Source organism: Burkholderia sp. SIMBA_062 (assembly GCF_046534765.1).
Lineage (GTDB): Bacteria > Pseudomonadota > Gammaproteobacteria > Burkholderiales > Burkholderiaceae > Burkholderia > Burkholderia ambifaria.
This window is the reverse complement of the sequence record NZ_JAWRYD010000012.1, coordinates 111,762-137,163: the sequence shown is the minus strand read 5'-3', so window position 1 is coordinate 137,163 and position 25,402 is coordinate 111,762. Positions and strand designations below refer to the sequence as shown.

Below are 25,402 nucleotides of genomic sequence, written 5' to 3'. Positions count from 1 at the left end.
CGCACGCCGGCACGCTTGGGTAGACAATAGGCGCACGCCGTTTCCCCAATCTGATGCCATGCTCGAAGACAGCGCCCGCCTGACCTCCCTCATCTGCGGCACCGAGCCGCTCAACCGGATCTGGTCGCCCCGCGCGACGATCCAGCGGATGCTCGACGTCGAAGCCGCGCTCGCGCGCGCGCTCGCCGCGCAGCAGGTGATTCCCGCCACCGCGGTCGCGCCCATCGAACGCGCGTGCGACGCCGATCGGCTCGATGCCGATGCGCTCGCGCACGGCGCGGCGCTCGGCGGCAATCTTGCGATTCCGCTCGTCAAGCAGCTCACCGCGCAAGTGAAGGCCGACGACCCCGAGGCCGCGAAGTTCGTGCACTGGGGCGCGACGAGCCAGGACATCATCGATACCGCGACCGTGCTGCAGCTGCGCGACACGCTCGACGTGCTCGAGCCGTTGCTCGACGAAGCGTGCGCGTCGCTCGCGACGCTCGCGCGCACGCATCGCGCGACACCGATGATCGGCCGCACGTGGCTGCAGCAGGCGCTGCCGATCACGCTCGGCCTGAAATTCGCGCAATGGCTCGATGCGCTGCTGCGCCATCGCGCGCGCTTTGCCGAATTGCGCGCGCGCGCGCTCGTGCTGCAGTTCGGCGGCGCGGCCGGCACGCTGGCGAGCCTGCGCGAGCATGCGGCCGGCGTGCGCGCCGCGCTCGCGGCCGACCTGAAGCTCGCGGTGCCGGCCGTGCCGTGGCATACGCAGCGCGACCGCATCGCGGAAGCCGCGTCGTGCTTCGGGATGCTGACCGGCACGCTCGGCAAGATTGCGCGTGACGTGTCGCTGCAGATGCAGACCGAAGTCGGCGAGCTCGGCGAACCGGCGGCCGCCGGCAAGGGCGGCTCGTCGACGATGCCGCACAAGCGCAACCCGGTCGGTTGCGCGGCCGTGCTGACGGCCGCGGTGCGCGCGCCGAACCTCGTCGCGACCGTGTTCGCGGGGATGGTCCAGGAGCACGAGCGCGCGCTCGGCGGCTGGCAGGCCGAATGGGACGCGCTGCCCGACCTCGCGCGCCTGACCGGCGGCGCGCTCGCGCAGATCGCGCAGATCGTCGCGGGCCTCGACGTGAACACCGAACGCCTCGCCGCGAACCTCGACCTGACGCACGGGCTGATCCTCGGCGAAGCCGTGATGCTCGCGCTCGGCGACCGGATCGGCCGGCTCGATGCGCACCATGTCGTCGAGCATGCGTCGAAGGAAGCCGTGCGCACCGGCGCGACGCTGTTCGACGTGCTCGCCGCCGATGCGACCGTATCGGCCCACTTGTCGCGCGACGCGCTCGCGCGGCTGCTCGATCCCGCACATTACGTCGGCGAGGCGCAGGCCTACGTCGACGCCGTGCTCGCGCTGCACGCGCTGCACGCGGGCGCGAAACAACCAGGAGAACATTGATGCCCTTCGCCACTGTCAACGGCGTGAAACTGCATTACCGGATCGACCGTGCCGCGCGCGACGACGCGCCGTGGCTCGTTTTCTCGAACTCGCTCGGCGCCGACCTGCAGATGTGGGCGCCGCAGATTCGCCCGCTCACGCAGCACTTCAACATCCTGCGCTACGACACGCGCGGCCACGGCCATTCCGATGCACCGGCCGGCTCGTACGCGGTCGACCAACTCGCGGGCGACGTGATCGGCCTGCTCGACCACGTCGGCATCGATCGCGCGCACTTCTGCGGGATCTCGATGGGTGGCCTGACCGGCGCCGCGCTCGCCGCGCGTTTCCCGTCGCGCATCGTGCGCGCGGTGCTGGCGAACACAGCCGCGAAGATCGGTTCGCCGGAAGTGTGGGCGCCGCGTGCACAGAAGGCGCGTGCCGAAGGGATGGCCGCGCTCGCCGACGCCGTGCTGCCGCGCTGGTTCACCGACGCGTTCGTCGATCGCGAGCCGCGCCTGTTCGATGCGATTCGCGACACCTTCGTGCATACCGACAAGGACGGTTACGCGGCGAACTGCGATGCGCTGAACGCGGCCGACCTGCGTGAGGAAGTGAAGGGCATCGCGCTGCCGGTGCTCGTCGTGACCGGTGCGAAGGACATGTCGACGCCGCCCGACCAGGGCCGTGCGCTGGCTGCCGCGATTCCCGGCGCGCGCCACGTCGAATTCGACGCCGCGCACATTTCGAACATCGAGTGCACCGACGGTTTCAACCGCGCGCTGCTCGACTTCCTGACCGCGTGAGGCACCGACGATGGACGACCAGCAACGTTATGAAGCAGGGATGAAAGTGCGCCGCGCGGTGCTTGGCGACGCGCACGTCGACCGTTCGATCGAGAACCGCACCGAGGTGACCGACGAATTCCAGAATCTGATCACGCGCTATGCGTGGGGCGAGATCTGGACGCGCGACGGGCTGCCGCGCCATACGCGCAGCCTGCTGACCATCGCGATGATGGTCGCGCTGAACCGCGGCGAGGAACTCGCGCTGCACCTGCGTGCCGCGCGCAACAACGGCGTGACGCGCGACGAGATCAAGGAAGTGCTGCTGCAGACCGCGATCTACTGCGGCGTGCCGGCCGCGAACTCCGCGTTCCATCTCGCGGACAAGATCTTCAAGGAACAGGATGAGGCCGGCTGAGCGCCGGCAGTGATCCGATCGCACGGCCAGCCGATGCTGGCGAGCCGTGACGATCAACGAACGCGCCGGCGGCGAATCGGTGCGTGAACGAAGGCAACGCGCGGCCACGAGGCCGCGCTTGTTACATATATCAATGTTGGAAGGGACCGAAGCAAGCGCTGACGCGCCGGTTTCGGCCGACAAGGAGACTAGCGATGAATCGCACACCCGTGGTCGATGTTCAGACCTTCATCAACGAGCAGCCGTTCGGCGGCTTTCAGTGGCTCGTATTCCTGATGTGTTTCGTGATCGTGCTGCTCGACGGCTTCGATACGGCCGCGATCGGCTTCATCGCGCCGTCGCTGCTCGGCGAATGGAACCTCACCAAACCCGATCTCGCGCCCGTGCTCAGCGCCGCGCTGTTCGGCCTCGCCTGCGGCGCGCTCGTGTCGGGCCCGTTGTCCGATCGCCTCGGGCGGCGCTCGCTGCTGCTCGGCTCGGTATTCCTGTTCGGCGTCGCATGCCTCGTGTCCGCGTTCTCCACGACCATCGGACACCTGACGATCCTGCGTTTCATCACCGGCCTCGGGCTCGGCGCCGCGATGCCGAACGCGGTCACGATGATGGGCGAGTTCTGCCCGGACAAGCGCCGCGCGACCGTGATCAACCTGATGTTCTGCGGCTTCCCGCTCGGCGCGGCGTTCGGCGGCTTTCTCGCCGCGTGGATGATTCCGCATTTCGGCTGGCGCAGCGTGCTGGTGCTCGGCGGCGTGACGCCGCTGCTGCTCGGCGTGCTGTTGCTGCTGAAGATGCCCGAATCGGTGCGCTTCATGGTCGCGCACGGCCAGAGCGTCGACCGGATCCGCACGACGCTCGCACGGATTTCGCGCGATGCGCTCGATGCAGGCTCGTTCGTGATGACCGAAACCGCGCCGCAGACGGGCAGCAAGGGGCTCGGCGTCGTGCTGTCGCGCTCGTACATCGTCGGTTCGGTGATGCTGTGGCTCGCGTACTTCATGGGCCTTGTGATCTTCTATGCATCGATCAACTGGATGCCGATCCTGCTGAAGGACGCCGGCCTCACGCCGAAGAGCGCGACCCTGATCTCCGCGCTGTTCCCGCTCGGCGGCGTCGGCGCGGTGCTGTGCGGCGTGCTGATGGACCGCTTCAACGCGAACCGTGTGATCGCCGTGTGCTACGCGCTGACCGCGATCAGCGTGTATGCGATCGGACAGGCGGCGGGGAATGTGGGGCTGCTCGTGCTGGTCGTGTTCATCGCGGGCGTGCTGATGAACACCGCGCAATCGTCGATGCCGGCGCTCGCCGCCGCGTTCTACCCGACCGAAGGGCGCGGCACGGGCGTGGCATGGATGCTCGGTGTCGGCCGCTTCGGCGGGATCGCCGGATCGTTCCTCGTTGCGGAGCTCACGCGCCGGCACTTTTCGTTCGCGGGCGTGTTCGCGACGATCGCGGTCGCGGGCCTGCTCGCGTGCCTCGCGTTGCTGATCAAGCAGAGGGCGCGGCCGCATGGCGTCGCGCAGCCGGGCGGCAAGATCGAGTCGCTCGGGCATTGAGCGCAATCGGGGCCGGGGCGATGCGCCGGCTCCGCGTGTGTTGCGGTGGGTCGGAAGACGGCCGACGCGTAACAGCAGACCGGGCCGCGTCAGCGGCCCGTTGATTTCACGGCCGCGCGGCCGCGGCGTCGTTACTCCTCCGCGTCGTGTTCCTTGACGAAGTTGCGCAGATACGCGCGCAACGCGGCCTCCCGGCTGCGATGATCGGCGAGGTTCGCGGCGCCCATGTCTTCCTCTTCGCCGAACATCGTCGGCGGCGCGCAGTAGATGCCGATCTCGATGTCTTCGCGCAGCACGCGGATCTCGTGCGTCAGCGGATGGTACTCGGCAATCCAGTGCATGCCCTCGATGTGTTCGCCGGCTTTCAGCATTGGCTTCACGGCAATCTCCATGCAGTGGCGGCGCAACCGCTGAAGCGGTTGCACGTGCCCGTACCAAAAGGGTACGCCTGCATGACGTGAAGCTCAACGGGGTGCGCTGGTGCGCGTTTACTGCGGCAGCAGATGCGCGATGAGCGGATACAGCGACAGGATCAGCAGCACGGCCATCGTCACGTTGAAGATGCGCAGCGCGCGGCGGTTCGACAGGAAGCGGCGCAGGCCGAGGCCGAACGCGGCCCACAGGCTGATGCACGGAAAGCCGATCAGGATGAATACCACGGCCATCCACGCGGCGTTCATCCCGTAGTCGGCGGACAGGCGGATCGTCGTCGCGGCGGTCAGCACCATCATCCACGCCTTCGGATTGACCCACTGGAACGCGGCGGCTTCCAGGAACGTCATCGGGCGCGGCTTCGCACCTTGTGCCTTCACTTCGCCCGACGTGCCGATCCGCCATGCGAGATACAGCAGGTAGGCGACGCTCGCGATTTCGAGGATCGTGTACAGGAGCGGCATGCGGCGGAACGCTTCGCCGAGACCGAAGCCGACGCACAACATCAGGATCGCGACGCCGATGCTGATGCCGAACATGTGCGGCATCGTGCGGCGGAAACCGAAGTTGACGCCGGAGGCGAGCAGCATCGTGTTGTTCGGGCCGGGTGTGATCGACGTGACGAGCGCGAACAGCATGCCGGCGGGCAACGCGCTCAGGGTGAGGAATTCCATCGCGGATTCTCCATTGGGGTTCGAGGCTGGGATGGAGTCAGTGTAGCGACGGTTTTCTGTACAGTACCGGTACAGTTTTGCTGACGGGTGCCGGTACGGGGGAGAGGCGGGCTCGACGGGGGAGGCTCCGCCGCTCCGAATCGCACGTTGCCGGGAACCGCCGCGCCCTGCTAGTGCGCGAACCCCGACGCCGTTTCGCTGAGACTCTTGCCTTTGGTTTCAGGGGCAAGCCACTGCGATACGCCGGCTCCGATCGCCGCGATACCGGCCGCGATCAGGATGGTCACCGAGGGCCCGAGATTGGCCATCGACCACGGCATCAGGAATGTGCCGAGACCGGCCCCGATTCTGCTGAAGGCGGCGGCAAAACCCGTCCCGATCCCGCGGATTTCGGTCGGGAACACCTCGCCGGGATAGATGCAGGTCAACGTGCCACACCCGGCGTTGAAGAACGAAAACGCGAGGAACAGGCCTAGCACGACCACCCCCGGCGCATTGGTCCATATGCCGAGAATCGCGAGGATGACGGTGATGATCCACTGGGGCGGTACCGTCAGCACGCGGCGCCCGGCCTTGTCGATCAACAGAACGGTGACCACACTGCCGGCCAATGCAACCGCGGACAGCCCGACCCCTCCGGCGAGCCCCCCGCCGAGGCCGAATTTCTGCAGCACGGTGTCGGCGAACGTGGCGATCGCGAAGTACGGCGTCACGACGCAAAAGAAGAACAACGACACGAACAGCGTGACTCGCCAGTACTGGCGGGAGAACAGCATCCCGAACCCGCCGCCGGAGTGAGCAACTTCGTGCTCAACGTCGGCCATGTCGGAGGCGCTTTCCATATATCGACGCGCGACGGAACGGGCCTGCTCGGTGCGGCGCTTGCTCCACAGCCAGCGCGGCGATTCAGGCATGCCGATCCGGCCGAGGAACAAGGCGACCGCGATAAAGGTACTGGTGCCGAGGATGTTCCGCCACCCGAGGTGCGTATACCGGTCCAGCAAATAACCGACGACGAAGGCGAACATGAATCCGGCGTACCAGGCGATGAGGGTCAAGCCCATCAGCCGTCCTCGGATGCGGGATGGCGAGAATTCCGACAGCAGCGGCCAACCGACGGAGTATTCCGCACCGATCGCGATACCCATCAGCAGCCGAACCACGAACAGTTGCTGCGGTGACGTGATGAAGAACTGAATGGAGCCGACGAAGAACTGCATGAACGACGCGATCACGAACAAGCCCATGTCGAGCAGGAACAAGGGCTTTCGGCCGAACTTGTCGCCGGCCCATCCACCCAACGGCGAGCCGATGAGGATCCCGAACAATGCGCCCGCCGCGATCAGTCCCTCCCAGACCGGCGATATGGCCAGTTCGGCGGTCATCTTCCCGGAGACTGGGCCGACGATCCCGAGGATATAGCCGTCCAGAAACGTACCGCCGGTAAGCACCATGATCATCCTGATCATGAAGCGTCGTTTGAACGCTGAGGACGTCTCATCGCCAAGCGCCACGGCGGAAACAGCAACTTCCTTCTCTAACGAAGTCATATGTATCTCCTTCTACGACATGCATAAGCACGCTTGCGTGCGTGACGGTGATAGCGCGCCGACACGGCGTGTGAGCGCCGCTCGTTTGGGGTGCGCAGTCGCACCGCGTTTTGCGATCGACGGTACATATCGACCGCGCGGCGCTGCGTCGAGTCTATGGACGAGATGAGAGTCGAGCTGTCACGCTTACGCCTGGAAAACGACCGTAAACGACACTTGGCGCGCATGCTCCATTTCCTGTCGGGCGGAGACAAGTGAGCGCCCCACGCCCAGGACGCCGCCCTTGGTTCGCGGTCTTTCTGACTTGCTGGAACCAGTTCGAACCGTTCTTCGAATGGTTTCGGGACGGCTTTTCAATGAGTGTCATCGCAGGAAACCGTGGAGGGTTTGATGGCGAATTGCTTCATCTGACGCCCGACTTTGGTGCAGTCAGGTCCGGCGCGGTGACGGTGCCGCCGTGCCGCGTGCCATTGTCGGTCGCATGATCTGACAATTGCCCGAACCGGGGAGCGTCGAGGAGTCGCTTGCGGGCAAGCGTCTGTCGGAAAACGACGATACCCTTGGTTTTGTGGCTGACGAACCTAGTAAGGGATGGCGCACATCAAGGAGATCGTCATGAAACTATTCGGAAAACTGTTGTGGATCGGCGCATTGTCGGCAATGGTGGCACTGAGCGCATCCGCGCGCGCCGATACGAAGCCGACGTTGAAGATCGGCTACGTCGAAGGCTGGGATGACAGCGTCGCGACGTCGAACGTCGCGGCCCGCGTGATCGAGAAGAAGCTCGGTTACCCGGTCCAGCTCGTGCCGGTGGCTGCCGGGATCATGTGGCAGGGCGTGGCACGCGGCGACCTCGACGCGACGTTGTCCGCGTGGCTGCCCGTCACGCACGGCTCCTACTGGAGCGAATACAAGACGAAGGTTGTCGATCTCGGCGCGAACTTTCCCGACGCGAAGATCGGCCTGATTGTTCCCGACTATGTGAAGGCGAAGAGCATCGAGGATCTGAACGCCGAGAAAAGCAGCTTCGGCGGCCGGATCGTCGGCATCGACGCGGGCGCGGGCGTGATGCGCAAGACCGACGAAGCGATCAAGAGCTATGGCCTCAGCTACACGCTGATGCCGAGTTCGGGCAGCGCGATGACGGCCGAGCTGTCGCGCTCCGTCGGTGCGAACAAGCCGGTGATCGTGACCGGCTGGGCGCCGCACTGGATGTTCGCGAAGTGGAAGCTACGCTTCCTCGAGGATCCGAAGAAGGTGTTCGGCGGCGCGGAGCACGTCGACAGCGTCGTGAACCCGAAGCTTGAAACGAAGGCCAAGCCGGTCGTCGCGTTCCTGAAGAAATTCCAGTGGAAGCCGGGCGAGATCGACAGCGTGATGCTCGCCATCCAGAACGGCTCGAAGCCGGAAGCGGCCGCCGATGCATGGATCGCCGCGCATGCCGATCGCGTGAATGCATGGACGGAAAATGTGAAGCAGTAATGCCTGGGCAGTTGGACGGAAACCGATCGGCAATCGGGGTAGACTTGATTGCCGATCTTGTCCGGCTCCGGCAAATCCACGCTGATCCGCCTCGTGAACCGGCTGGTCGATCCGGGCCGCCGGCAAGGTGCTGATCGACGGGCTCGATGTCGCGTCGGTACGCCGGAATTCCCGTTGGTAGAGTCATTGGGCCGACACGCTCACGCCGATCTCCACGGTTTGCATTGATGGCTGACTGCTTGAGCTTCGCTCCCCTCGTCGAGTAGATACCCGGAGGTGAAGCGCGCGGGAATGCCGAGCAGTCTCGATGGTGCTTCGGCACGATGCCCGCGCGCACGATTTCCTGGCGGTGGTAGATGTCGTCGAGGAACGCCCCCCGCCTGCATTTCGTCAAATGGTGCCATGGAATACTTCTCTTTGTTTTCGCGTGGCGGCGGTAACCTTCATTGGTCCGGATACCGTTGCGTGTCGTATTAGTTGTCACCCTTTTCGAGCACGTTCTGTGTGAGCGTGACCGACGGAATCGTCGGTTTTAGCAGTACGCGACGTGCCCGGCCGCTCACCCAGCGCCAGCCGATGACAAGCAGCAGTGCGACTATCGGAATCGATGCCACGGTGTAGGTTCCATTCGGATAGTCGAACGCCATCAGCACCAGCACGCCGAGCAGGAACAGTAGCGTGAGCCAAGACGTGACCGGTGCGCCGGGCATTTTGAATGGCACGTCGTCCACGTCACCGCATTTGACGGCCGCGCGGAACTTCATCTGGCAGACGATGATGAAACCCCACGTGCTGATGATGCCGAGCGACGCGATGTTCAACACGATCTCGAACACGCTCGACGGCACGAGATAATTGAGCAGCACGCCAACCACGTAGATCGCGACCGTCACGAGAATGCCGACATAGGGCACCGACTGCGCGCTCATCCGCGACAGCGCCGCAGGCGCGGAGCCGCCCATTGCGAGAGAGCGCAGCACGCGCCCGGTCGAATACAGCCCTGAGTTGAGGCTGGACAGCGCCGCCGTCAACACCACCAGGTTCATCACCGAGCCGATACCCGGCACGCCGAGCGCACCGAAGAACGTGACGAACGGGCTCTGCCCCGCTTTATACGCACTCCATGGCAACAGGCAGACGAGCAACACCACTGATGCAACATAGAACAGCGCGATCCGCCAGATCACGCTGTTAATCGCCCGCGGCAGCACCTTGCGCGCATCCTTGCACTCGCCGGCCGCCGTGCCGACCAGCTCGACACCCGCGAACGCGAATACGACGCCCTGTACCAGCACCAAAGCCGGCATCATGCCGTGCGGGAAGAACCCACCGTTATCGGTAATCAGGTGCATACCGGTGTCATGACCCGCGACGTGGCCACTGGTGCCGAGAATCGCGGTGCCCACCACCAGAAACAGCACGATCGCGGCGACCTTGATCAGCGCGAACCAGAACTCCATCTCCGCGAACCACTTCACGCCTATCAGGTTCATCGCCGTGACGATACACAGTGCGACCAGCGCGAAGATCCATTGCGGAACGCCGGCGAATGGCGCCCAGTAATGCATGTAGACAGCAACGGCCGTGATGTCGACAATGCCCGTCATCGCCCAGTTTAGGAAATACATCCAGCCGGCGACGAAAGACGCCTTTTCGCCGAGGAATTCGCGTGCATATGACACGAAGCTGCCGCTGCTGGGGCGATGCATCACGAGTTCGCCGAGTGCGCGCAGGATTAGAAATGAGAACGCGCCGCACACCAGATAGACGATCGCGAGCGACGGTCCGGCGGCTTGCAGCCGGCCGCCGGCGCCGAGAAACAGCCCCGTGCCGATCGCTCCGCCGATCGCAATCATCTGAACCTGTCGATTGCCGAGGGTTTTGTGATAGCCCGCTTCATGCGAATCGAGCACACTGCGTTTATTGGTTTCGACGATTGTCGACGGTTCAGGAATCGATGCCATGGCTGCGTCCTCGCGCATGAGCGTGATTGGATTGATTCCGATCGCGAGACGATCTGGAATCGCCGGTACTGGCGGCCGGGCGCGGAATCAAGCATGTCCGTCCCGGTCGCACGTGGCCATCTTGGGAAAGGCACGGTACGCCGCGAACGTAGTCAGCCGTAATTGCGATCACAAGCAGCATGCAAATTTCGACTGCGCCTGTTCGAATCCGCGCATATGAAACGAGGCCGCGGCGTCGAACAGCAACGGGTTGTACGGAATCAGGTGTTCGACTGCTGTCCGTAATGACGCCATCCGCGAAAACCTTCTTCGACAGCCGCCGATTGCTTTGCCGGACCGTGAACTCGCGCTGGTTGCGCCCGGGGACGGTGATCTCGTATCCCGACGTAGACGGGCAACCTTCTCAAGGACGACTTTCCTGAGAATTCCCGTGCCCAAAGACACTTTTTCTGAGACGAGTGCCATGCAGTCGTTTCAAAAAAGGCATCCAAGTCCTTGATTTCTCCGGAGGGACAAAGACACCTTTTCTGCGAGCCCACGAGTCTATCCGTCACCCTTCTCTTTTCCCTTCAATGATCGGAGGTAGACGCAACAATCAAGTCGATCAAAGCCCGTGACGCCGCAGACAACCGACGATGCGGCGCATAGATCACCGAAAACGGCCGTGTGCGCCCACGAAGATGAGGCAGCACTTCGACGAGACTCCCGGCCCGCAAGCGATCCTGAACAATGAAGTCATAGGTCTGGCAGATGCCGGCGCCGCTCTGCGCCATCGAAACAACCCCAAGCACGTCGTCGGAGACCGCGACGTTCGACGGCGGGAGCCAATCGATGTCCTGCCCGTCATCCCGGAACACCCAAGGCGCGATACGACCGCTGCTGGGCAGCATGAAAGGCAAACAGAGATGGTGCGCCAGATCCACCACGTTTTCCGGCATGCCTGCGCGCGCCACGTACTCCGGCGACGCGACAAGGCACAGCGCCGCGTCCTCGAGCTTGCGTGCGACCAGGCCGCTGTCCGGCAATTCACCTAGCCGGATCGCCAGATCGAACCCTTCGGCCACCAGATCCACGTTCCGGTTCGCGATGTTCAGCTCCACGCGAACCTCCGGGTGTTGCTGCGTGAACTGCCGCAGCAGCGGCGGCAGACGATAGTGTCCGTACGTCGTCGGTACGCTGAGGCGGACATGGCCTGTCAACGTGCCGCCGTGCCCCTGAATCGCACGCTCGGCATCGTCGATCAGCAAGAACGCGGCGCGCGATTGCTCCAGATAGAGCCTGCCTTGCTCCGTCAGGCTCAGCCGTCGAGTCGAACGGCGCAGCAATTGCACGCCCAGCCGTGTCTCCAGACGTGTAATGGCACGGCTTAGAACGGACGGTGTGCTGCCCAGCGCCACCGCGCCCGCCGTCATCGAGCCTTTTTCGATCACCGTGACGAATGCTTCCACGTCACCGAGATGGTCGAATCTTCGCGCCATCTTGTCCTCCAAAGAACAGAAGATTTACTTTTAAGCCAGTTTATCTCCTTGAGCGGGCCAAATAAAGTGGGCGCATCGTGACTGCGTTGTCCGGTCACCCACTGAAATCAAGGAGCAAACCATGAATCGTGACCCTCGCGACCGGCAGGGCCTCACCGTGCTGTTCGTACTCACGAGCCACGCGACGAAAGGCGCGACCGGCGAGCCGACCGGTTTTTATCTCGGCGAAGTGACGCATCCGCTTGCGGAACTCGACGCGGCGGGCATCCCGGTCGAATTCGCGTCGATCCAGGGCGGCGAGCCGCCCGTCGATGGTGTCGACCTGACGGATGAAGTCAACGCGCGCTACTGGAACGACAGTGCATTCCGCGACGCGCTGCGCCACACGCAGCGACTGGGCGATGTCGACGCGTCGAAATACGCCGCCGTCTTCTTTGCGGGCGGCCACGGTGCGATGTGGGATTTTCCGGGCAATGCAGACGTGCAAAAGGTAGCGCGCGCGGTCTACGAGGCTGGCGGGCTGGTCGGAGCGGTATGTCACGGCCCCGCGGCGCTGGTCGATGTGACGCTCGGCGACGGTACTTACCTGGTCGCCGGCAAGAACCTCAGCGCATTCACGGATGAAGAGGAACGCGCGGTCCAGCTCGACCACGTCGTGCCTTTCCTGCTTGCGAGCACGTTGACGCAGCGAGGTGCGCATCACCATTCCGCAGCGAACTGGACGGCGAAGGTCGTCGTCGACGGGCGTCTCGTGACCGGCCAGAACCCGCAGTCGGCTGCCGGCGTGGGCGCGGCGATTCGCCACCTGTTGCTGAACCCATCCGAACAGGCCTGACATTCCCCGATGGAGAAAACCATGCATTCGATGCGCAAGCTCGCCGTAGCCGCGATGCTCGGCATTGCCGCGTACAGCGCTCAGGCCGCCAACGTGCTCGTGGTGTTGTCGGATTCCGATCACCTCGATCTGAAGGACGGCAAAGTGTTCGCGACGGGCTTCTACCTGAACGAACTGATGCAACCCGTGAAGGCCCTGCTCGATGCAGGCCATCAGGTGACCTTCGCCACGCCCGAGGGGAAGGCGCCGACGATGGATGCCACGTCTGCCGACAAGATGTACTTCAACGGCGACGAAAAGGCGATGCGCGACTACCGGGCTTTGCTCGACAAGCTGCAGATCACGTCGCGTGCCCACTCTCCCGTGATCAGTCTGTCGCGGGTCGAGCAGATCGGTTACGGCCACTTCGATGCCGTCTATGTTCCCGGCGGTCATGCGCCGATGCAGGATCTTCTGACCAGTCCCGCAGTGGGCAGGCTGCTGGCCGATTTCCATGCGCGCGGCAAGACCACGGCGCTCGTTTGTCATGGTCCGATTGCGCTGCTGTCGACGCTGCCTGATGCACAGGGCTTTACACGGCAACTCGCCGCCGGGAAGGCCGGCGATGGCGCGCCGAAATGGATCTATGCCGGCTACCGAATGACGGTGATCAGCAACGCGGAAGAAGAGCAGGCGAAAGCACTGCTCGGCGGCGGCGCGATGAAGTTCTATCCGCAGACTGCGTTGCAACAGGCCGGCGGAATTTACAGCAGCAACGACGTGCCGTTCACCGCTCACATGGTGACCGACCGCGAATTGATCACCGGTCAGAACCCGGCGTCTGCACTCGACGTCGCCGGCGAAATGCTCAAGCGGCTGAAGTAACGCCACGCAACGGACCGGCATCGCCGGTTCTTCGATGATGCAAAGGAGAAACAACAGATGGATCTGCAACTTCAAGGCAAAACGGCCATCGTCACGGGTGCTACCGCCGGCATCGGCATGGCTATCGCGCGAACGTTGGTCGGCGAGGGCGTGTCGGTCACGATCACGGGGCGTCACCGCGACAAACTCGACGAAGCCGTCGCTCAGATCACCGCGGCCGTCCCGGAGGGCAGCGTACGCGGAATCGTTGCCGACGTGAGCGGCACGCGAGGCGTTGCCGAACTGATCGACGCACAGCCGGATACGGATATTCTCGTGAACAATCTGGGCTATTACGAAGCCAAGCCGTTCGCGGAAATCACCGATGACGACTGGCTGCGGATGATCGACGTCAACGTGATGTCGGGGGTGCGACTGTCGCGCCATTACTTTCCTCGCATGCTTGCGAAGAACTGGGGGCGTGTGATTTTCATGTCCAGCGAGGTCGGTGCGTTCACGCCGCCGGACATGGTGCACTACGGCGTCAGCAAATCGGCACAGCTCGCGGTCTCGCGCGGCATGGCCGAACTGACGAAGGGCACGGGCGTGACCGTCAACAGCGTGCTGCCGTCCGCCACGCGTTCCGAGGGCATCGTCGCGTATTTGCGGCAGACTGCGCCGCGACCCGGCATGAGCGATGCGGAAATCGAATCGCACTTCTTCGAGACCTATCGCCCGAGCTCCCTGATCGCCCGCATGATCGAAGCCGACGAGATCGCCGCCATGGTGGCGTTGCTGGCCAGTCCGTTGGGCGCGGCGTCCAACGGCGCGGCGGTGCGCGTCGAAGGCGGCACCTTCCGGTCGATCCTCTGAACGGGGGCCTCGATATGTCCGCCCACGTCATCGTCGCGCTTGTCGAAGCGAAGCAAGGTTGTGAGGCGGCGCTGGTGCAAGCGCAGCGGGAGCTTGTCGAAATGGCGCGCAACCAGCCCGGCTGTCTCAGCTACGAACTGCATGAATCGCTGGAGCAGCCCGGGACGGTGGTCTTCTTCGAGCAATGGGTGGACCGTGCGTCCTGGGAGCATCACATGCGTAGCCCGCTGATGGACGCATTCCGCGCAAGCGCCGGTCGATGGATCGAAAACTTCCAGTTGCTGCATCTGCGCCAAGTCGCATAACCCCATCTGACTCACAGACCGATCCTCATCATGTTCAAGCGCTCGAATCGAGTTACGGCAATTGCTTTTGCCTTTGCCTTCATCAGTTGCGCGACTGCAGCGACTGCGGCGGCCGATACCCGGCTCGAGCGCTGGCGAAGCTATGCCGGAGTAAGTTGGGAGACTCCGACAGGCAGTGGGGATCCCGCGCCGTTCGCAGGCTCGGTCAATGCACCAATTGCCGGGCTTCATTTCGATGCACGCGGCGCCGCATACGTGAGTACGCCGCGCTTCGTCGCGGCATCGACGCCGGCGACGCTCAGCAGGCTGGATACGCGATCGACGACCGGCCCGGCGCGGCTGACGCCATTTCCGTCGATGGAAGGCAATGCGATATCGACCGCACCTGCCGAGCATTTGCGCAACGTGCTGGGCTTTTACGTCGACCGCACAAACGATTGGTTATGGGCGCTCGACATGGGGTTCGTTGCCGGCGAATCCGAAGCACCCCCGGGCGCTCAGAAGATCGTCGTGTTCGATCTGAAGTCGGGGCGAATCGTGAAGCGCATCGGCCTCGACGGCGTGGCCGATCGTGCCGGCAGTTTCCTCAACGACATCGTGGTCGACGAACGCAGGCGCGTGGCCTATGTTTCCGACAGTGGCTCGCGCAGTGCGCCCAATAACAAGGTGGGCCTGATTGTTGCCGACTTCGCGTCGGGTACCGCACGGCGTGTGCTGGACAGGCATCCGGATTTGCAGGTCGAAGCGGGGGTGAAGGTCGTTGCCCATGGCGCTGAAGTATGGCCGGGAAAGCCGCTGCTGATCGGTATCAACGGTATCGCGCTGTCGCCGGACGGCGCAACGCTGTACTGGACGGTGACGACGGGGACACGCGCACGTTCGGTTCCGACCGCCGTTCTGAGACGGCACGGTTCGACAGATGCGCAGATTGCCGCGGAGATTGGTGATCTTGGTGCCGTTGGCGGCAATACGGACGGAATGGTGACGGATTCGCGGGGCGCGCTCTACATTACCGACGTCACGCATAACGGCATTGTGAAGTACGAACCGCGCACGAAGTCGATGTCGTTGATCGCATCCGACGATGGCGTGCATTGGCCGGATACGCCGGCGTTGCTGCCGAATGGCGATCTGGTCTTTACGTCCAGCGCGCTGAGTGATCATGTTGCGGGGCGGGTCGCCAGCGGTCACGAGCGCTACGAGTTGTGGCGGATGTCGATTGGGGGCAAGTGATTGAAAATCCGGGGTGCGTCCGGATCGGACGACTGACGGTTTATAGCCGCGTACGGGCTTGTGGCGCTGGCTCTTGGGATGAGCAACCTGGAATCGGGTTGCTCATGCCGGCGGTCTGATTCGAGCCGTTCATCCTTCATATCGAATCTGCGGCCGCTCATATCATTCGCTGCTCGAATGGACTGGGGCCTCCCAGCACAGCGACATGGGGAAATCTCCAAGTGCGCACTCACGCGAGCATGCTCCGTCCCTCTCCGGACATATCGATCACAGCTCGCCTCATCTAGAGCGCCGACTTCCGCAGCTCCCGTAGCCCCCCGGAACGCAACGCAACCTCACGACGTCTATCACCACAGAGCCATCCATCGTCGAGCGACATGGATGAGCGTCCCGTTTCCATTCGACTGGAGAAATCGACATGGCACGCATACACAAGCTATCCGTCTTGGCGGCCCTCCTTTCCGCGCTGCCGCTCGCCGCCTCCGCGCAAGCAATCAAACTGACGGATCCTCAGATCGCGGCGATCGTCGTGACGGCCAACCAGGTCGACATCGACGCCGGCAAGCTCGCGGAAAACACGACGCATATGAAACCGATCAAGAACTTTGCCGCGTTGATGGTCACAGATCACACCAATGTGAACAAATCGGCGGCCGCGCTCGCGACCAAGCTGAACCTGAAACCGGAAACCAACCCGACGAGCGACGCGTTGAAGAAGCAGGGCGATGACAACGTCGCCGCGCTCAAGGCGCTCAAGGGACACGCATTCGACAAGGCCTATGTCGATCACGAGGTGACCTATCATCAACAGGTGATCGATGCGATGGACAAGACGCTCATTCCGTCGGCGAAGAACGACGAACTGAAGGCGCTCCTCGTGAAGGTGCGGCCGGCATTCGTCGCCCACCTCGAGCATGCTCGCGCGTTGCAATCGACGCTCGGCGGCGGCAATGAGAAGAGGGCCTACTGAGGGCGCACGCTCGACCGCGCGGCGGCGCGATCGAGGCGTGTGGCGGATCGTTGTGGCTGCGGCGCTGGCGTTCGTGATCGCGGACGTCGCCGCCACCACAACGCACCGGATCACCATCGAAGGCATGCGTTTCAACCCGCCCCGCGCGACGGTCGAGCGCGGCGACACGATCGTCTGGGTCAACCGGGATCTCGTCGCGCACACGGCCACGGCCGCGGGCCTGTTCGATTCGCATGAAATCCCGCCCGATGCTTCGTGGACGTATGTCGCGAATACACCGGGCCGACACGCATATATCTGCACGTTCCATCCTACGATGAAAGCGACACTGACCGTGAAGCGCAAACCATGACGCACCAGGCGAGCCATCCCGAACCCAAGCCGTCGCCGCTTGCGGAAGAGGACGACCGTACGCTCGCCGCGCGCGTCGCGAGCGGCGAGCGCGCTGCGTTCGAACAGCTGATGCGTCGCTACAACCGGCGGCTCTACCGGCTCGCACGGGCGACGTTGCGCGACGATGCCGAAGCCGAGGACGCATTGCAGGAGGCATACCTCGCGGCATTCCGCGCAATCGCGCGTTTTCGCGGTGACGCGTCGCTATCGACCTGGCTGTCGCGGCTCGTGCTCAACGAGTGCTTGACGCGTCAGCGCCGCGGCGCGCGGCGCGACACGATCGCGCCAATGGTCGGGCTGTCGGCCATCGCCGACTTCGAGCGGGAAACCATGGATGCAGACCAGAACGAATCGCCGGACCAGGCGCTGATGCGCACCGAATTGCGCGCCTTGCTGGAGCGCAAGCTCGATGCGTTGCCCGAAGCATTTCGCATCGTGTTCGTGATGCGCTGCGTCGAGGAATTCAGCGTCGAGGAAACCGCCGAGTGCCTCGGCATACCCGAGGCGACGGTGCGCTCGCGGCATTTCCGGGCAAGGAGCCTGCTGCGCGAGTCGCTCGCTCGGGACATCGATCTGGCCGAGCGCGACGTGTTTTCGTTCGACGGGGAACGGTGCGATCGGATCGTGCTCGGCGTGATGGCGAAAAGCGCTTCGCGTTGATCTCGACGGGCCGACAGGCGCGCTACGCGTCCGTCGGGCCCGGTGCGGCGGCTCCGCGCACACCCGCGCGCTGACCCGTGATCATCTCGACCAGCCACTTCTCGACGAGGGCGGTGTACGCGCGCTGGCTGGCAGCGTCGGAGAGCCCGTGATCGGCCCCTTCGAGAATCCGGTACGTCAGCGAATGCGCCGACAGGCATGCCTGCAGATAGCTGGCGATCGCCGTGTGCGGCACGATCTGATCGTGCTCCGATTCGACGAGCAACACGTCGCCGCGAAAGCGGGACGCCGCGCGCAGTGCGCGATTGTCGGACGCCGGCACGATGCGTTTGCGATACGCGACGAGGTCGTGTTGAACGTGCAGCGCCCGCTTCGGCGTATTCCAGCCGTCGTCGAGATAAAGCGCCGGTACGCGCAGGCCCAGCCAGCGCACGGGGCGCAACTCCGTCAGGATGGTCGCGAGATAGCCGCCATAGCTGCTGCCGACCACGGCGACGGCATCGCGATCGATCAACGGGTGGTCAACGAGCGTGTCGTAAGCGGCGAGCAAATCGCGAAGATGGGTTTCGCGCGTCACGTTCTGCTGCTCCTCCAGCGTACGGCCATGCCCGGTCAGATCGAACGTCAGACAGACGCAACCGAGCGCCGCCGCCTGCCGCGCCCGCTCGAGATACTGCTCCTGGCTGCCGCCCCAGCCGTGCACGAACAGGACGCCCGCCACGGTGGTCTTCGGCGCGAGCACGGTACCGTCGAGGTAGCCGTTTTCGACCTTGATGCGCACGCGATAATGCTCCGCTGTCATGTCTCGCTGCTCCTTCGGAAGGGATGGCGATCGACCATGTAGTACTTGGTAAGTGCGCCGGCCGTGGCATCGACTCCGCGATAGACGATCTGCGCGCCGGCCGGTATCGCCGGATCGTCGCCGTAAATCTCGCGCGTCGCGGCGGCCACGGCGTCCACCTCGAGGTCCGTCCTGAACATGCGCAACGCGCCGATTTCCGCGCCCGATGCGCCGCCGATCCGCCACGACTGCTCCAGTACGCCGCAGTGGCGCACGCCTTGTGCATCGGTGCCGAACGCGACATCGTAGTTGCGGCGCGACGCGAAAAAGCCCGCGTAATCGCGTTGCACGGCGGCGTCGAATGCGCATGCCTTCGCGATCGCCTCACTGACCTCGGCCGTGACGTCGAGCCGCGCCAGCACGTCGAAGCCGCCGCGGACGACGACGAGATCGCTGCCGCCATACACTTCATGGCCGTGGTTGTTGACGGTCAGATGCTGAATGCCCCAGTAGCTCGCCACCAGATCGTCGAGCGTGACCTGCCCGACGCTCAACGTCTCGATCGAATCGAGATGGCGCTCGACGACGATGCCGCCGGTGCGCAACGCCGCGTCGCCGAACTCGTCAAGCTCCGCTTCCAGTTCGGCCATGTCGGCCACCAGTGTCTGCCCCGTTCCGCCGATTCCGCAGGGCCGCTTGAGCCGCACGCGGCCGTCCTGCCACAGGCGCTGCGCGGCATCGCACGCATCCTCGCGCGAGAACGCGGAGTAACCCGGCAGCGTCAGCGCCGCGGCGTGTTCGGCGAATGCGGCGGACCAGCCGGGCGGCTTGGCGCGGGCGCCGTCGACCAGCCGATGGGCAATCACCTTGGTCGCGACGAACGGAAACGGCACGACGCCACCGAACAGATCCCGTACCGATCGGACCCCCAGTTCATGTGCCTGCGACAGGGTGAGCGTATCGTTCGGGATCACGTAACGGTTTGCCGGGTATCTTTCCGTCCGACGGAACTCGCCTGCAAGCCGTGTTCCCTTCAGTTCGGCGATCTGCGCGCCGAGCTGGCGCAGCGTCTCGGCTACATGACCGACGTGCGCCGGCCCATCCTCCCGGAAATGAATGAGGACGACCGGCAGTGCCGGCGTTGCGCGCGCCAGGTTGACCCGTGGTTTCAAATCGCCCCCTTCGCGCCAGCGGCGCGATTGTCATGAATGCATCGTGGCGGGCGGTTTCGCCTGTCGAATCCGCCCGTCGCGGTGGTGTAGCAAGATTCATTCGCCTACGCTCGCGGGCTGGCATGAGGCATGCCGGAGCGCGCACGGGAGCTTACGGGCGGGTCAGCGCGGCGCCATGACACGCAGCACGGGCCGTCCGTCCAGATTCTTCAGCGGAAAATACGAACGGTGGGTATCGTGGTCGACCCGCGACGACGTGCGCGTCGGGACCTACGTGCCCCTCCCCAATGAGGCTGACCGTCGGGCGGTTGATCCCGAAGACCGACACCACGCCTGATTCGGCGGCCACATAGAGCGTGTTCAGCGCCGGATCGAATGCGAGTACGTCCGGGTCCTTGCCGATACCGAATGCCTGGACGACCTGCCGTGCGGCCATATCGAACACGAGCAGCTTGTCGTTGCCCTGACACGCGATGAACGCGAGCCGGTCTGTGGAATCGATCAGCAGTCCGTGGTTGCGGTCGGCGCCCGGCAACGCAAACCGCCGAACGATCCGGTCGACGGTCGGATCGATCTCGACGAGTTCGTTGTGCGTCTGAACGTTGACGAAAATGTGCCGCGATACCGGATCGTATTGCGTGTTGCCGACCTCGCCGCCAAGCGGAATCGTCGCAATACGCCGATTGCTTCGAACGTCGATGACGGTCTCGGTGTTGCCGGTCTCGTCCGATACATAAATCTTGTGCATGTCGGGCGCATAGGCGATGCCGTCCGGATATCGGCCACCCGGCATCCGTGCGACGACCTTCAGCGATGCTTCGTCGATGGCGACGATCTCGTTCGTTCCCGTCGCCGACGCATAGACGCGCGACAGCTCCGGAATGGCGAGCACGCCATGAACCGACGAGATGCCGGGAACGCGGGCGACCGCGCGCGACGCATTCACGTCGACGACGATCACCTCGCCGTCGCCGAGATGCGCAATGAACAGCAAGTGGCGGGTGGGATCGTAGCTTTCGTAGTCGAGCCGGGTCGGCCGCCCCGGCAACGGGATATCGACGACGTGGATCAGCGGCAAACGATGCTTGCCTTCTTGCGCGGCAACCTGCGGAATGACGGGTACGAACGCCCCCGCAATGGCGGACACAACAAGCATGACGAAGCAATGTCCGAGCGCGCGGTTCACGCGTCGGGAGCGCCGAGTTTTCGTGACACATCTCCTGCGACACGATTGCCGCCGCGGCACGTATGCCCGTCGGCGGCATGGCCGTCAAACAGGCCGAGTTATCGCCCGACTGCGCTTTGCCATCCGGAGCGGTTTTGACCGCTTTCGCCAGATCGACGGCTTTGCCCCTGCCCTGGTCATGCAGGAACGGGATGCGCGGCGTCAGGTGCCGATGGAGGGCATGGCCGCATTTACCGGGCCCGCTCGTCGTTTGGTTCAACGTGTCGAAAAGCCGCCAGCAGCGAAAGGTCATACGCGATCTTCAGCGCGCCGCATGCGATCAGTGGCGCGCCAAGCCAACCGAGGCTGAACAAGCCCGCCGCCAACGTCGGCGCGACAGCCGCCGCGAGGCTGCGCGGCACAGTTGTAAAGCTGGCAGCCGCCGATCTCTCGGCTGGCGTGACGACCGCCATCACGTAGGCGGTCCGCGTGGGCACATCCATTTGCGAAAGTGCACTGCGCATCAGTAGCAGCGCTAACGTGAGCGGCAGCGACGGCGCGAACGCCGCGCCGATCAGGCATACGCTCGAAGGGATGTGCGTGAACACCATCGTGTTCAGCAGGCCGATCTTGCGCGATAGCGGAGCGGCAGCGAGCTGCGAGCCGGCCGAAAGCAGGCCGGCCCAGAAGAAGAATTCGCCAGCGGCGGCGATCGAGAGCCCGAAGCGCTGCATCAGCCACAGCGACAACAGCGAGTTGACGACGAGACCGCCCGCGAACGCGTCGACGCTGAACAGCATCGCAAGCCGCATGACGATGGGGCGCGACGGGCCGAGCGGGGGAGCCGCCTTCGCGTGGATATCGGGGCGCGGCAATCGCCGATACAGCAGGAAGACGGCAACGCCCGTCGCCGCATAGACGAGAAACATGCCGCGCATCGCGCCGAGCGCCGGGATTGCGGTATGCGACGCGATCCAGATCGGCAGTCCCGCCGCCAGGGAGCCGACCGCCGCCGATACGGCCCCGACGAGGCTGTATCGTGCGAACAGCGCAGTGCGAGCGTCGCCGCTGGCGGCTTCCGCCAGACGCGACTGTTCGAGCGGCAGAAACATGCTGACATCACCCGAGCTGGGATTGAGCGTGCCGACGAAGGCGACGACGAGCAGCGGCCACAACGTGGCGAAACTCACGAAGCCGATACCCGTTGCCGCCATCAGCGTCCCGGCGAGCATCAACATCCGCCGCTGCGTGAAGCGGCTCGCCAGCATGCCGACCATGATCGTCGAAATCGCGGAGCCCAGCAGCGTCGTCGTACTGATCAACCCGACGTCCAGTTGCGATAACCCGAGCGGCAGCAAATACGCGGGCAGCAGCACGGCAATGAATCCATCGCAGAAACCGCGCATGCCGCGGCTTGCGAAGATGAGCCATGCAGCCCGGCCGGCACCGGCCGGCAGCATTCGGCCGGCGAGCCACGACACGGTCCGGTTGCCAGGCACGTGCGTCACGCAGGCACCACGCGTTGTGCGCGTCGGACATCACGCTCGACACCCGGCACGTCGTATGGAACCGCCCCCGTTTCACCCGCCAATCGCAGGACGCGCGAAGCCAGGACATGGAGAAATTCCGGAGCGTCGTCGATAAACCGGGTGATCAGCCGCGGACATGCGCTGCGAGCGATTTTCGGCCGTTCACGCGTCATCCGCTTCATCGTGTGTCTCCTGTTCAGCGGGCGAGGTTATGCGGCAACGCCGCCGCACGAACATCGCCCGATGCGCGTTGGTCGCTGCCCCGCAACGCGAATCAATGGTGGAGCAACGGATAGGCCACGAGCCCGAAGAGCGCAGCCGCGGTGACGATGGCCGGCTCCTGCAGCTTCCTGAAGCGCCACAGCAGCAGCACGGTAGCGATGGCGACCAATGCGGTCGGTATGTCGACGATCGAGCGTTTCGCGATCACGAGGACGGAGCCCGTGATGGCACCGACGGCTGCGGCGGTGATCCCGTCCACGAACGCCTTGACGTCCGGACGGTGCCCGTACTTCTTCATGTACGGCGCGGGAATGACGGTAAACAGATAGCAAGGCAGGAACGTGCCGAGTGCTGCGACGCACGCGCCGGGCAAGCCGGCCACGAGATATCCGATGAAGCCGACGGTGATCACGACCGGGCCGGGCGTGATCATCGCGACCGCGACGGCATCCACGAACTGCCTGTCGTTCAGCCAGTGATGTTCGGTGACGACGCCGCCGTAGAGGAACGGCACGATCGCGAGCCCGGAGCCGAACACGAACGCGCCCGCCTTCGTGAAGAACGCGCCGATCTGCACGAGCTGCGGCAGGTCGATGCCGCTCAGTATTCCGCTGGCGGCCGGCACGTTGGCAGCGGCCAGCGCATTCAGGCCGCCCCGATGCAGCCACTTCGGCGGCGCGCGCCACAGCCAGCCGATCAACCCGGCAGCGATGAAGAGCCACGCGATTTCCGATTCGGTGACGAACGTGACGATGGTGAGCGTCAGGAAGATCGCCCAAAGCAACTTGTCGTTGCCGACGGTTTTGGTGGTCAGCTTGTACGCGCTCATCGCGATGATGCCGACCACCGCGGCTCCGACACCATAGAAAACCGCCTGCATCCACGACAGCCCGCCGAAGTGCGCGTAGGCGAATCCGAGCGCGAGCACCATCATGAACGACGGCAGCACGAACGCGAATCCGACGAGCGTCGCGCCAAGGAGACGATAGTGGACGAACCCGAGATAGATCGCGAGCTGCGCCGCCATCGGCCCGGGCGCGAGCTGGGCCAGCGTGAGTCCTTCCTTGTAGTCGGCTTCGGTGATCCAGCCGCGACGCTCGACCAGGTCGCGACGCATGTAGCCGGCGAGCGCAACCGGCCCGCCGAAGCCGAACGTCCCGAGACGCAGCATGTAGGCGACCAGCTCGCCGAGCGAGTAGGTCGGTTCGGTCGCGGCGATGGCGGTGGTCATGACCTGGCTCCGTTCCCGTTCTTTCCGGTCGATGAAAAATGCGCGTACAGCGCGTCGAGCACGGCGCCCATTTGCTCGAGCAACTGGTCGTCGTTCTCCGCGCGCTGGCGCGTGCCGGCCATCACGGCCTCGAAGCCGATCGCTTCAGGCGCCGCGGGGCCGCCCACGTCGAGCGCGTGCACGATCTCGCCGAGCCGCACGAGCGCGGTGTCCGTGTCGAGCCCGAAACTCGCGAGCAGAACCTCGAACGTGACGCGCTCGCCCACATGGGTGAATGCAGCGCCGTCGAAATCGAAGCCCAGCGCGTCGGCGGGGCAATCGGCCGGCGACGCGAGCCAGATGAAACGGGCGCGGGTGTCGATGAAGCGGCGGATCAGCCACGCGCTGGCGACACGATCGACCCACATGCGCTGGCGCGTCGCCCAGGTTCGTCCCTGGTACTCGTCGATTGCGAGCGGGCGGACGGGGCGCTCGGCGGCGTGCGGCTCGCCCGGCGACAGCACGGTATCGACCAGCGCGACGAAATCCTGCAGCGCGACTTCGGCGCGGGTCGCCGCTTCGCTCGGGAAGTAATCGATTGCCCGGATCGCGTCGAAGTCCTTGCGGACGCGCCGCAGCAGGCGCGTGAGCTCCGTGGCGGACTGTCCGGCGAAGGTCTTGCGGGCTTGCGCGAGGGTCTGAATGAAGGCGGTGTAGTCGTCGCCTCGATCGAAGAGCGTGCGGAACTCCAGGTCCTGCGCCCCGTCGAGACTCGGCGCGCGCAACAGGTGGGCGGTGCCGCCGGTCTCGGCAATCGCATCCGCGAGTTCCCGCAGTGCCCCTTCGTGCTCTTCCGAGTACGGGAGCAGATAGATGCCGTCGCGCAACACCGCGCAGCCCTTCGCCTTGAGGGAACGCCAGTACCGCATGCGCGCCGTCGCGTTCTGCGTGGGAAGCGTCAGTACGAGCAGGGACCATGTCGTGAGCGTATTCATGTAGCAGATGCTACTAAAGCGTTATCAGCTCTACAAGAAACTTTTGGCGAGGGCCGCCATTGCGTGGCGGCTGGTTGAACCGGGAGGCGGCGGCTCTTTCGTCCTGACGGGGGCGGAATATACCCCTCCCCCCTATATGGAAAATCGATTTGAGATATAGTCCCCCCCGGTATATGAAGGGAACACAATGAGCCACACCATCAAGGACAAGCAGAAGCTGCTGAACCGTGTCCGCCGCATCAAGGGACAGGTCGAAGCGCTCGAACGCGCGCTGGAGGACGAGCGCGGTTGCAACGAGATCCTGCGCCTGATCACGAGCGGCCGCGGCGCGATGAACGGCCTGCTCGCGGTCGTGCTGGAGGATCACATCCGCAGCCATCTGGTCGACGCCGAACATCACGCCGATGAAGGCAGCGCGACCGAACAGCTGATCGAAGTCGTTCACAGCTACTTCAAGTAA

At 64.4% G+C, this 25,402-nt stretch carries 24 protein-coding genes and 3 pseudogenes; 15 read left to right on the top strand and 12 right to left on the bottom strand.

Annotated elements, in window-relative coordinates:
- Positions 1-58: 58 nt before the first annotated feature.
- The 4 genes from SB786_RS15630 (at position 59) to SB786_RS15615 (ending at position 4,176) form a co-directional block, all read left to right on the top strand.
- Positions 59-1,441 carry a 3-carboxy-cis,cis-muconate cycloisomerase gene (locus SB786_RS15630; RefSeq protein WP_410728218.1) on the top strand — a complete coding sequence of 461 codons (1,383 nt, stop codon included), beginning with the start codon at positions 59-61 and terminating at the stop codon, positions 1,439-1,441.
- Positions 1,441-2,226 carry a 3-oxoadipate enol-lactonase gene (gene pcaD, locus SB786_RS15625; RefSeq protein ID WP_410728217.1) on the top strand — a complete coding sequence of 262 codons (786 nt, stop codon included), beginning with the start codon at positions 1,441-1,443 and terminating at the stop codon, positions 2,224-2,226. Before SB786_RS15630 ends, pcaD begins: the two co-directional genes overlap by 1 nt.
- Before the next feature lie 10 nt (positions 2,227-2,236).
- Complete coding sequence (gene pcaC / locus SB786_RS15620) at positions 2,237-2,623, top strand: 4-carboxymuconolactone decarboxylase (RefSeq protein WP_410728216.1); 387 nt, start codon at positions 2,237-2,239, stop codon at positions 2,621-2,623.
- Between the two features lie 194 nt (positions 2,624-2,817).
- Positions 2,818-4,176, top strand: a complete 1,359-nt coding sequence (locus SB786_RS15615) for an MFS transporter (RefSeq protein ID WP_410728215.1) — start codon at positions 2,818-2,820, stop codon at positions 4,174-4,176.
- Between the two features lie 131 nt (positions 4,177-4,307).
- Here SB786_RS15615 and SB786_RS15610 read toward each other — a convergent pair whose 3' ends face one another.
- The 3 genes from SB786_RS15610 to SB786_RS15600 all read right to left on the bottom strand — a co-directional run bounded on the left by SB786_RS15610 (position 4,308) and on the right by SB786_RS15600 (position 6,832).
- Positions 4,308-4,556, bottom strand: coding sequence for a hypothetical protein (locus SB786_RS15610; protein WP_006749284.1), 249 nt, complete (start codon positions 4,554-4,556; stop codon positions 4,308-4,310).
- A 108-nt stretch (positions 4,557-4,664) separates the two neighbouring features.
- Entirely contained in the window at positions 4,665-5,282 is a 618-nt protein-coding gene (locus tag SB786_RS15605; RefSeq protein WP_410728214.1) for a LysE family translocator, read from the bottom strand.
- 170 nt (positions 5,283-5,452) lie between these two features.
- Positions 5,453-6,832 carry an MFS transporter gene (locus SB786_RS15600; protein ID WP_410728213.1) on the bottom strand — a complete coding sequence of 460 codons (1,380 nt, stop codon included), beginning with the start codon at positions 6,830-6,832 and terminating at the stop codon, positions 5,453-5,455.
- A 615-nt stretch (positions 6,833-7,447) separates the two neighbouring features.
- On the opposite strand from SB786_RS15600, the gene SB786_RS15595 reads away from it, so the two are divergent.
- Positions 7,448-8,314 (top strand): glycine betaine ABC transporter substrate-binding protein, encoded by an 867-nt coding sequence (locus SB786_RS15595; RefSeq protein WP_410728212.1) that lies wholly within the window; start codon positions 7,448-7,450, stop codon positions 8,312-8,314.
- 57 nt (positions 8,315-8,371) lie between these two features.
- A pseudogene (locus SB786_RS15590) lies at positions 8,372-8,480 on the top strand (ATP-binding cassette domain-containing protein); the annotation flags it as partial.
- 307 nt (positions 8,481-8,787) lie between these two features.
- Here the strand turns inward: SB786_RS15590 and ansP are convergent.
- Both ansP and SB786_RS15580 read right to left on the bottom strand, forming a co-directional pair.
- Entirely contained in the window at positions 8,788-10,278 is a 1,491-nt protein-coding gene (gene ansP / locus SB786_RS15585; RefSeq protein WP_410728211.1) for an L-asparagine permease, read from the bottom strand.
- Positions 10,279-10,847: 569 nt separating this feature from the next.
- Positions 10,848-11,756: a LysR family transcriptional regulator gene (locus SB786_RS15580; RefSeq protein ID WP_410728210.1), complete on the bottom strand. Its 909-nt coding sequence runs from the start codon at positions 11,754-11,756 to the stop codon at positions 10,848-10,850.
- A 121-nt stretch (positions 11,757-11,877) separates the two neighbouring features.
- Between SB786_RS15580 and SB786_RS15575 the strand changes: the two genes are divergently transcribed.
- The 8 genes from SB786_RS15575 to SB786_RS15540 all read left to right on the top strand — a co-directional run bounded on the left by SB786_RS15575 (position 11,878) and on the right by SB786_RS15540 (position 17,868).
- The gene (locus tag SB786_RS15575; protein ID WP_410728209.1) at positions 11,878-12,591 is read left to right on the top strand and encodes a type 1 glutamine amidotransferase domain-containing protein; all 714 of its coding nucleotides are present in this window, start codon (positions 11,878-11,880) and stop codon (positions 12,589-12,591) included.
- A gap of 21 nt (positions 12,592-12,612) precedes the next feature.
- On the top strand, positions 12,613-13,455 hold the full coding sequence (locus tag SB786_RS15570) for a type 1 glutamine amidotransferase domain-containing protein (RefSeq protein ID WP_410728207.1): 843 nt from the start codon (positions 12,613-12,615) through the stop codon (positions 13,453-13,455).
- Between the two features lie 57 nt (positions 13,456-13,512).
- Complete coding sequence (locus SB786_RS15565; RefSeq protein ID WP_011659967.1) at positions 13,513-14,307, top strand: SDR family NAD(P)-dependent oxidoreductase; 795 nt, start codon at positions 13,513-13,515, stop codon at positions 14,305-14,307.
- 14 nt (positions 14,308-14,321) lie between these two features.
- On the top strand, positions 14,322-14,612 hold the full coding sequence (locus SB786_RS15560) for a putative quinol monooxygenase (protein WP_410728206.1): 291 nt from the start codon (positions 14,322-14,324) through the stop codon (positions 14,610-14,612).
- A 30-nt stretch (positions 14,613-14,642) separates the two neighbouring features.
- On the top strand, positions 14,643-15,845 hold the full coding sequence (locus SB786_RS15555) for an L-dopachrome tautomerase-related protein (RefSeq protein WP_410728205.1): 1,203 nt from the start codon (positions 14,643-14,645) through the stop codon (positions 15,843-15,845).
- Between the two features lie 418 nt (positions 15,846-16,263).
- The gene (locus SB786_RS15550; protein WP_410728204.1) at positions 16,264-16,815 is read left to right on the top strand and encodes a DUF4142 domain-containing protein; all 552 of its coding nucleotides are present in this window, start codon (positions 16,264-16,266) and stop codon (positions 16,813-16,815) included.
- Entirely contained in the window at positions 16,796-17,167 is a 372-nt protein-coding gene (locus SB786_RS15545; protein WP_410728203.1) for a cupredoxin family copper-binding protein, read from the top strand. The genes SB786_RS15550 and SB786_RS15545 overlap by 20 nt, the downstream gene beginning before the upstream one ends.
- On the top strand, positions 17,164-17,868 hold the full coding sequence (locus tag SB786_RS15540; protein ID WP_410728202.1) for an RNA polymerase sigma factor: 705 nt from the start codon (positions 17,164-17,166) through the stop codon (positions 17,866-17,868). Before SB786_RS15545 ends, SB786_RS15540 begins: the two co-directional genes overlap by 4 nt.
- A 22-nt stretch (positions 17,869-17,890) precedes the next feature.
- Here SB786_RS15540 and SB786_RS15535 read toward each other — a convergent pair whose 3' ends face one another.
- From SB786_RS15535 to SB786_RS15505, 7 genes and pseudogenes are all read right to left on the bottom strand, one after another.
- Complete coding sequence (locus SB786_RS15535) at positions 17,891-18,670, bottom strand: alpha/beta hydrolase family protein (protein ID WP_410728201.1); 780 nt, start codon at positions 18,668-18,670, stop codon at positions 17,891-17,893.
- On the bottom strand, positions 18,667-19,821 hold the full coding sequence (locus SB786_RS15530; protein WP_410728200.1) for a DUF3182 family protein: 1,155 nt from the start codon (positions 19,819-19,821) through the stop codon (positions 18,667-18,669). The genes SB786_RS15535 and SB786_RS15530 overlap by 4 nt, the downstream gene beginning before the upstream one ends.
- 162 nt (positions 19,822-19,983) lie before the next feature.
- Positions 19,984-20,977 (bottom strand): annotated as a pseudogene (locus SB786_RS15525) (hypothetical protein).
- Positions 20,978-21,237: 260 nt separating this feature from the next.
- The gene (locus tag SB786_RS15520) at positions 21,238-22,392 is read right to left on the bottom strand and encodes an MFS transporter (protein WP_410728292.1); all 1,155 of its coding nucleotides are present in this window, start codon (positions 22,390-22,392) and stop codon (positions 21,238-21,240) included.
- Positions 22,393-22,529: 137 nt separating this feature from the next.
- Positions 22,530-22,697: pseudogene (locus SB786_RS15515) on the bottom strand (chromate resistance protein ChrB domain-containing protein); the annotation flags it as partial.
- Between the two features lie 92 nt (positions 22,698-22,789).
- A complete protein-coding gene (locus SB786_RS15510) occupies positions 22,790-23,968 on the bottom strand; it encodes a chromate transporter (protein WP_410728199.1) in 1,179 nt (392 codons plus the stop codon).
- Positions 23,965-24,942, bottom strand: coding sequence for a chromate resistance protein ChrB domain-containing protein (locus SB786_RS15505; RefSeq protein ID WP_410728198.1), 978 nt, complete (start codon positions 24,940-24,942; stop codon positions 23,965-23,967). The genes SB786_RS15510 and SB786_RS15505 overlap by 4 nt, the downstream gene beginning before the upstream one ends.
- 187 nt (positions 24,943-25,129) lie before the next feature.
- On the opposite strand from SB786_RS15505, the gene SB786_RS15500 reads away from it, so the two are divergent.
- Positions 25,130-25,402, top strand: coding sequence for a metal/formaldehyde-sensitive transcriptional repressor (locus SB786_RS15500; protein ID WP_410728197.1), 273 nt, complete (start codon positions 25,130-25,132; stop codon positions 25,400-25,402).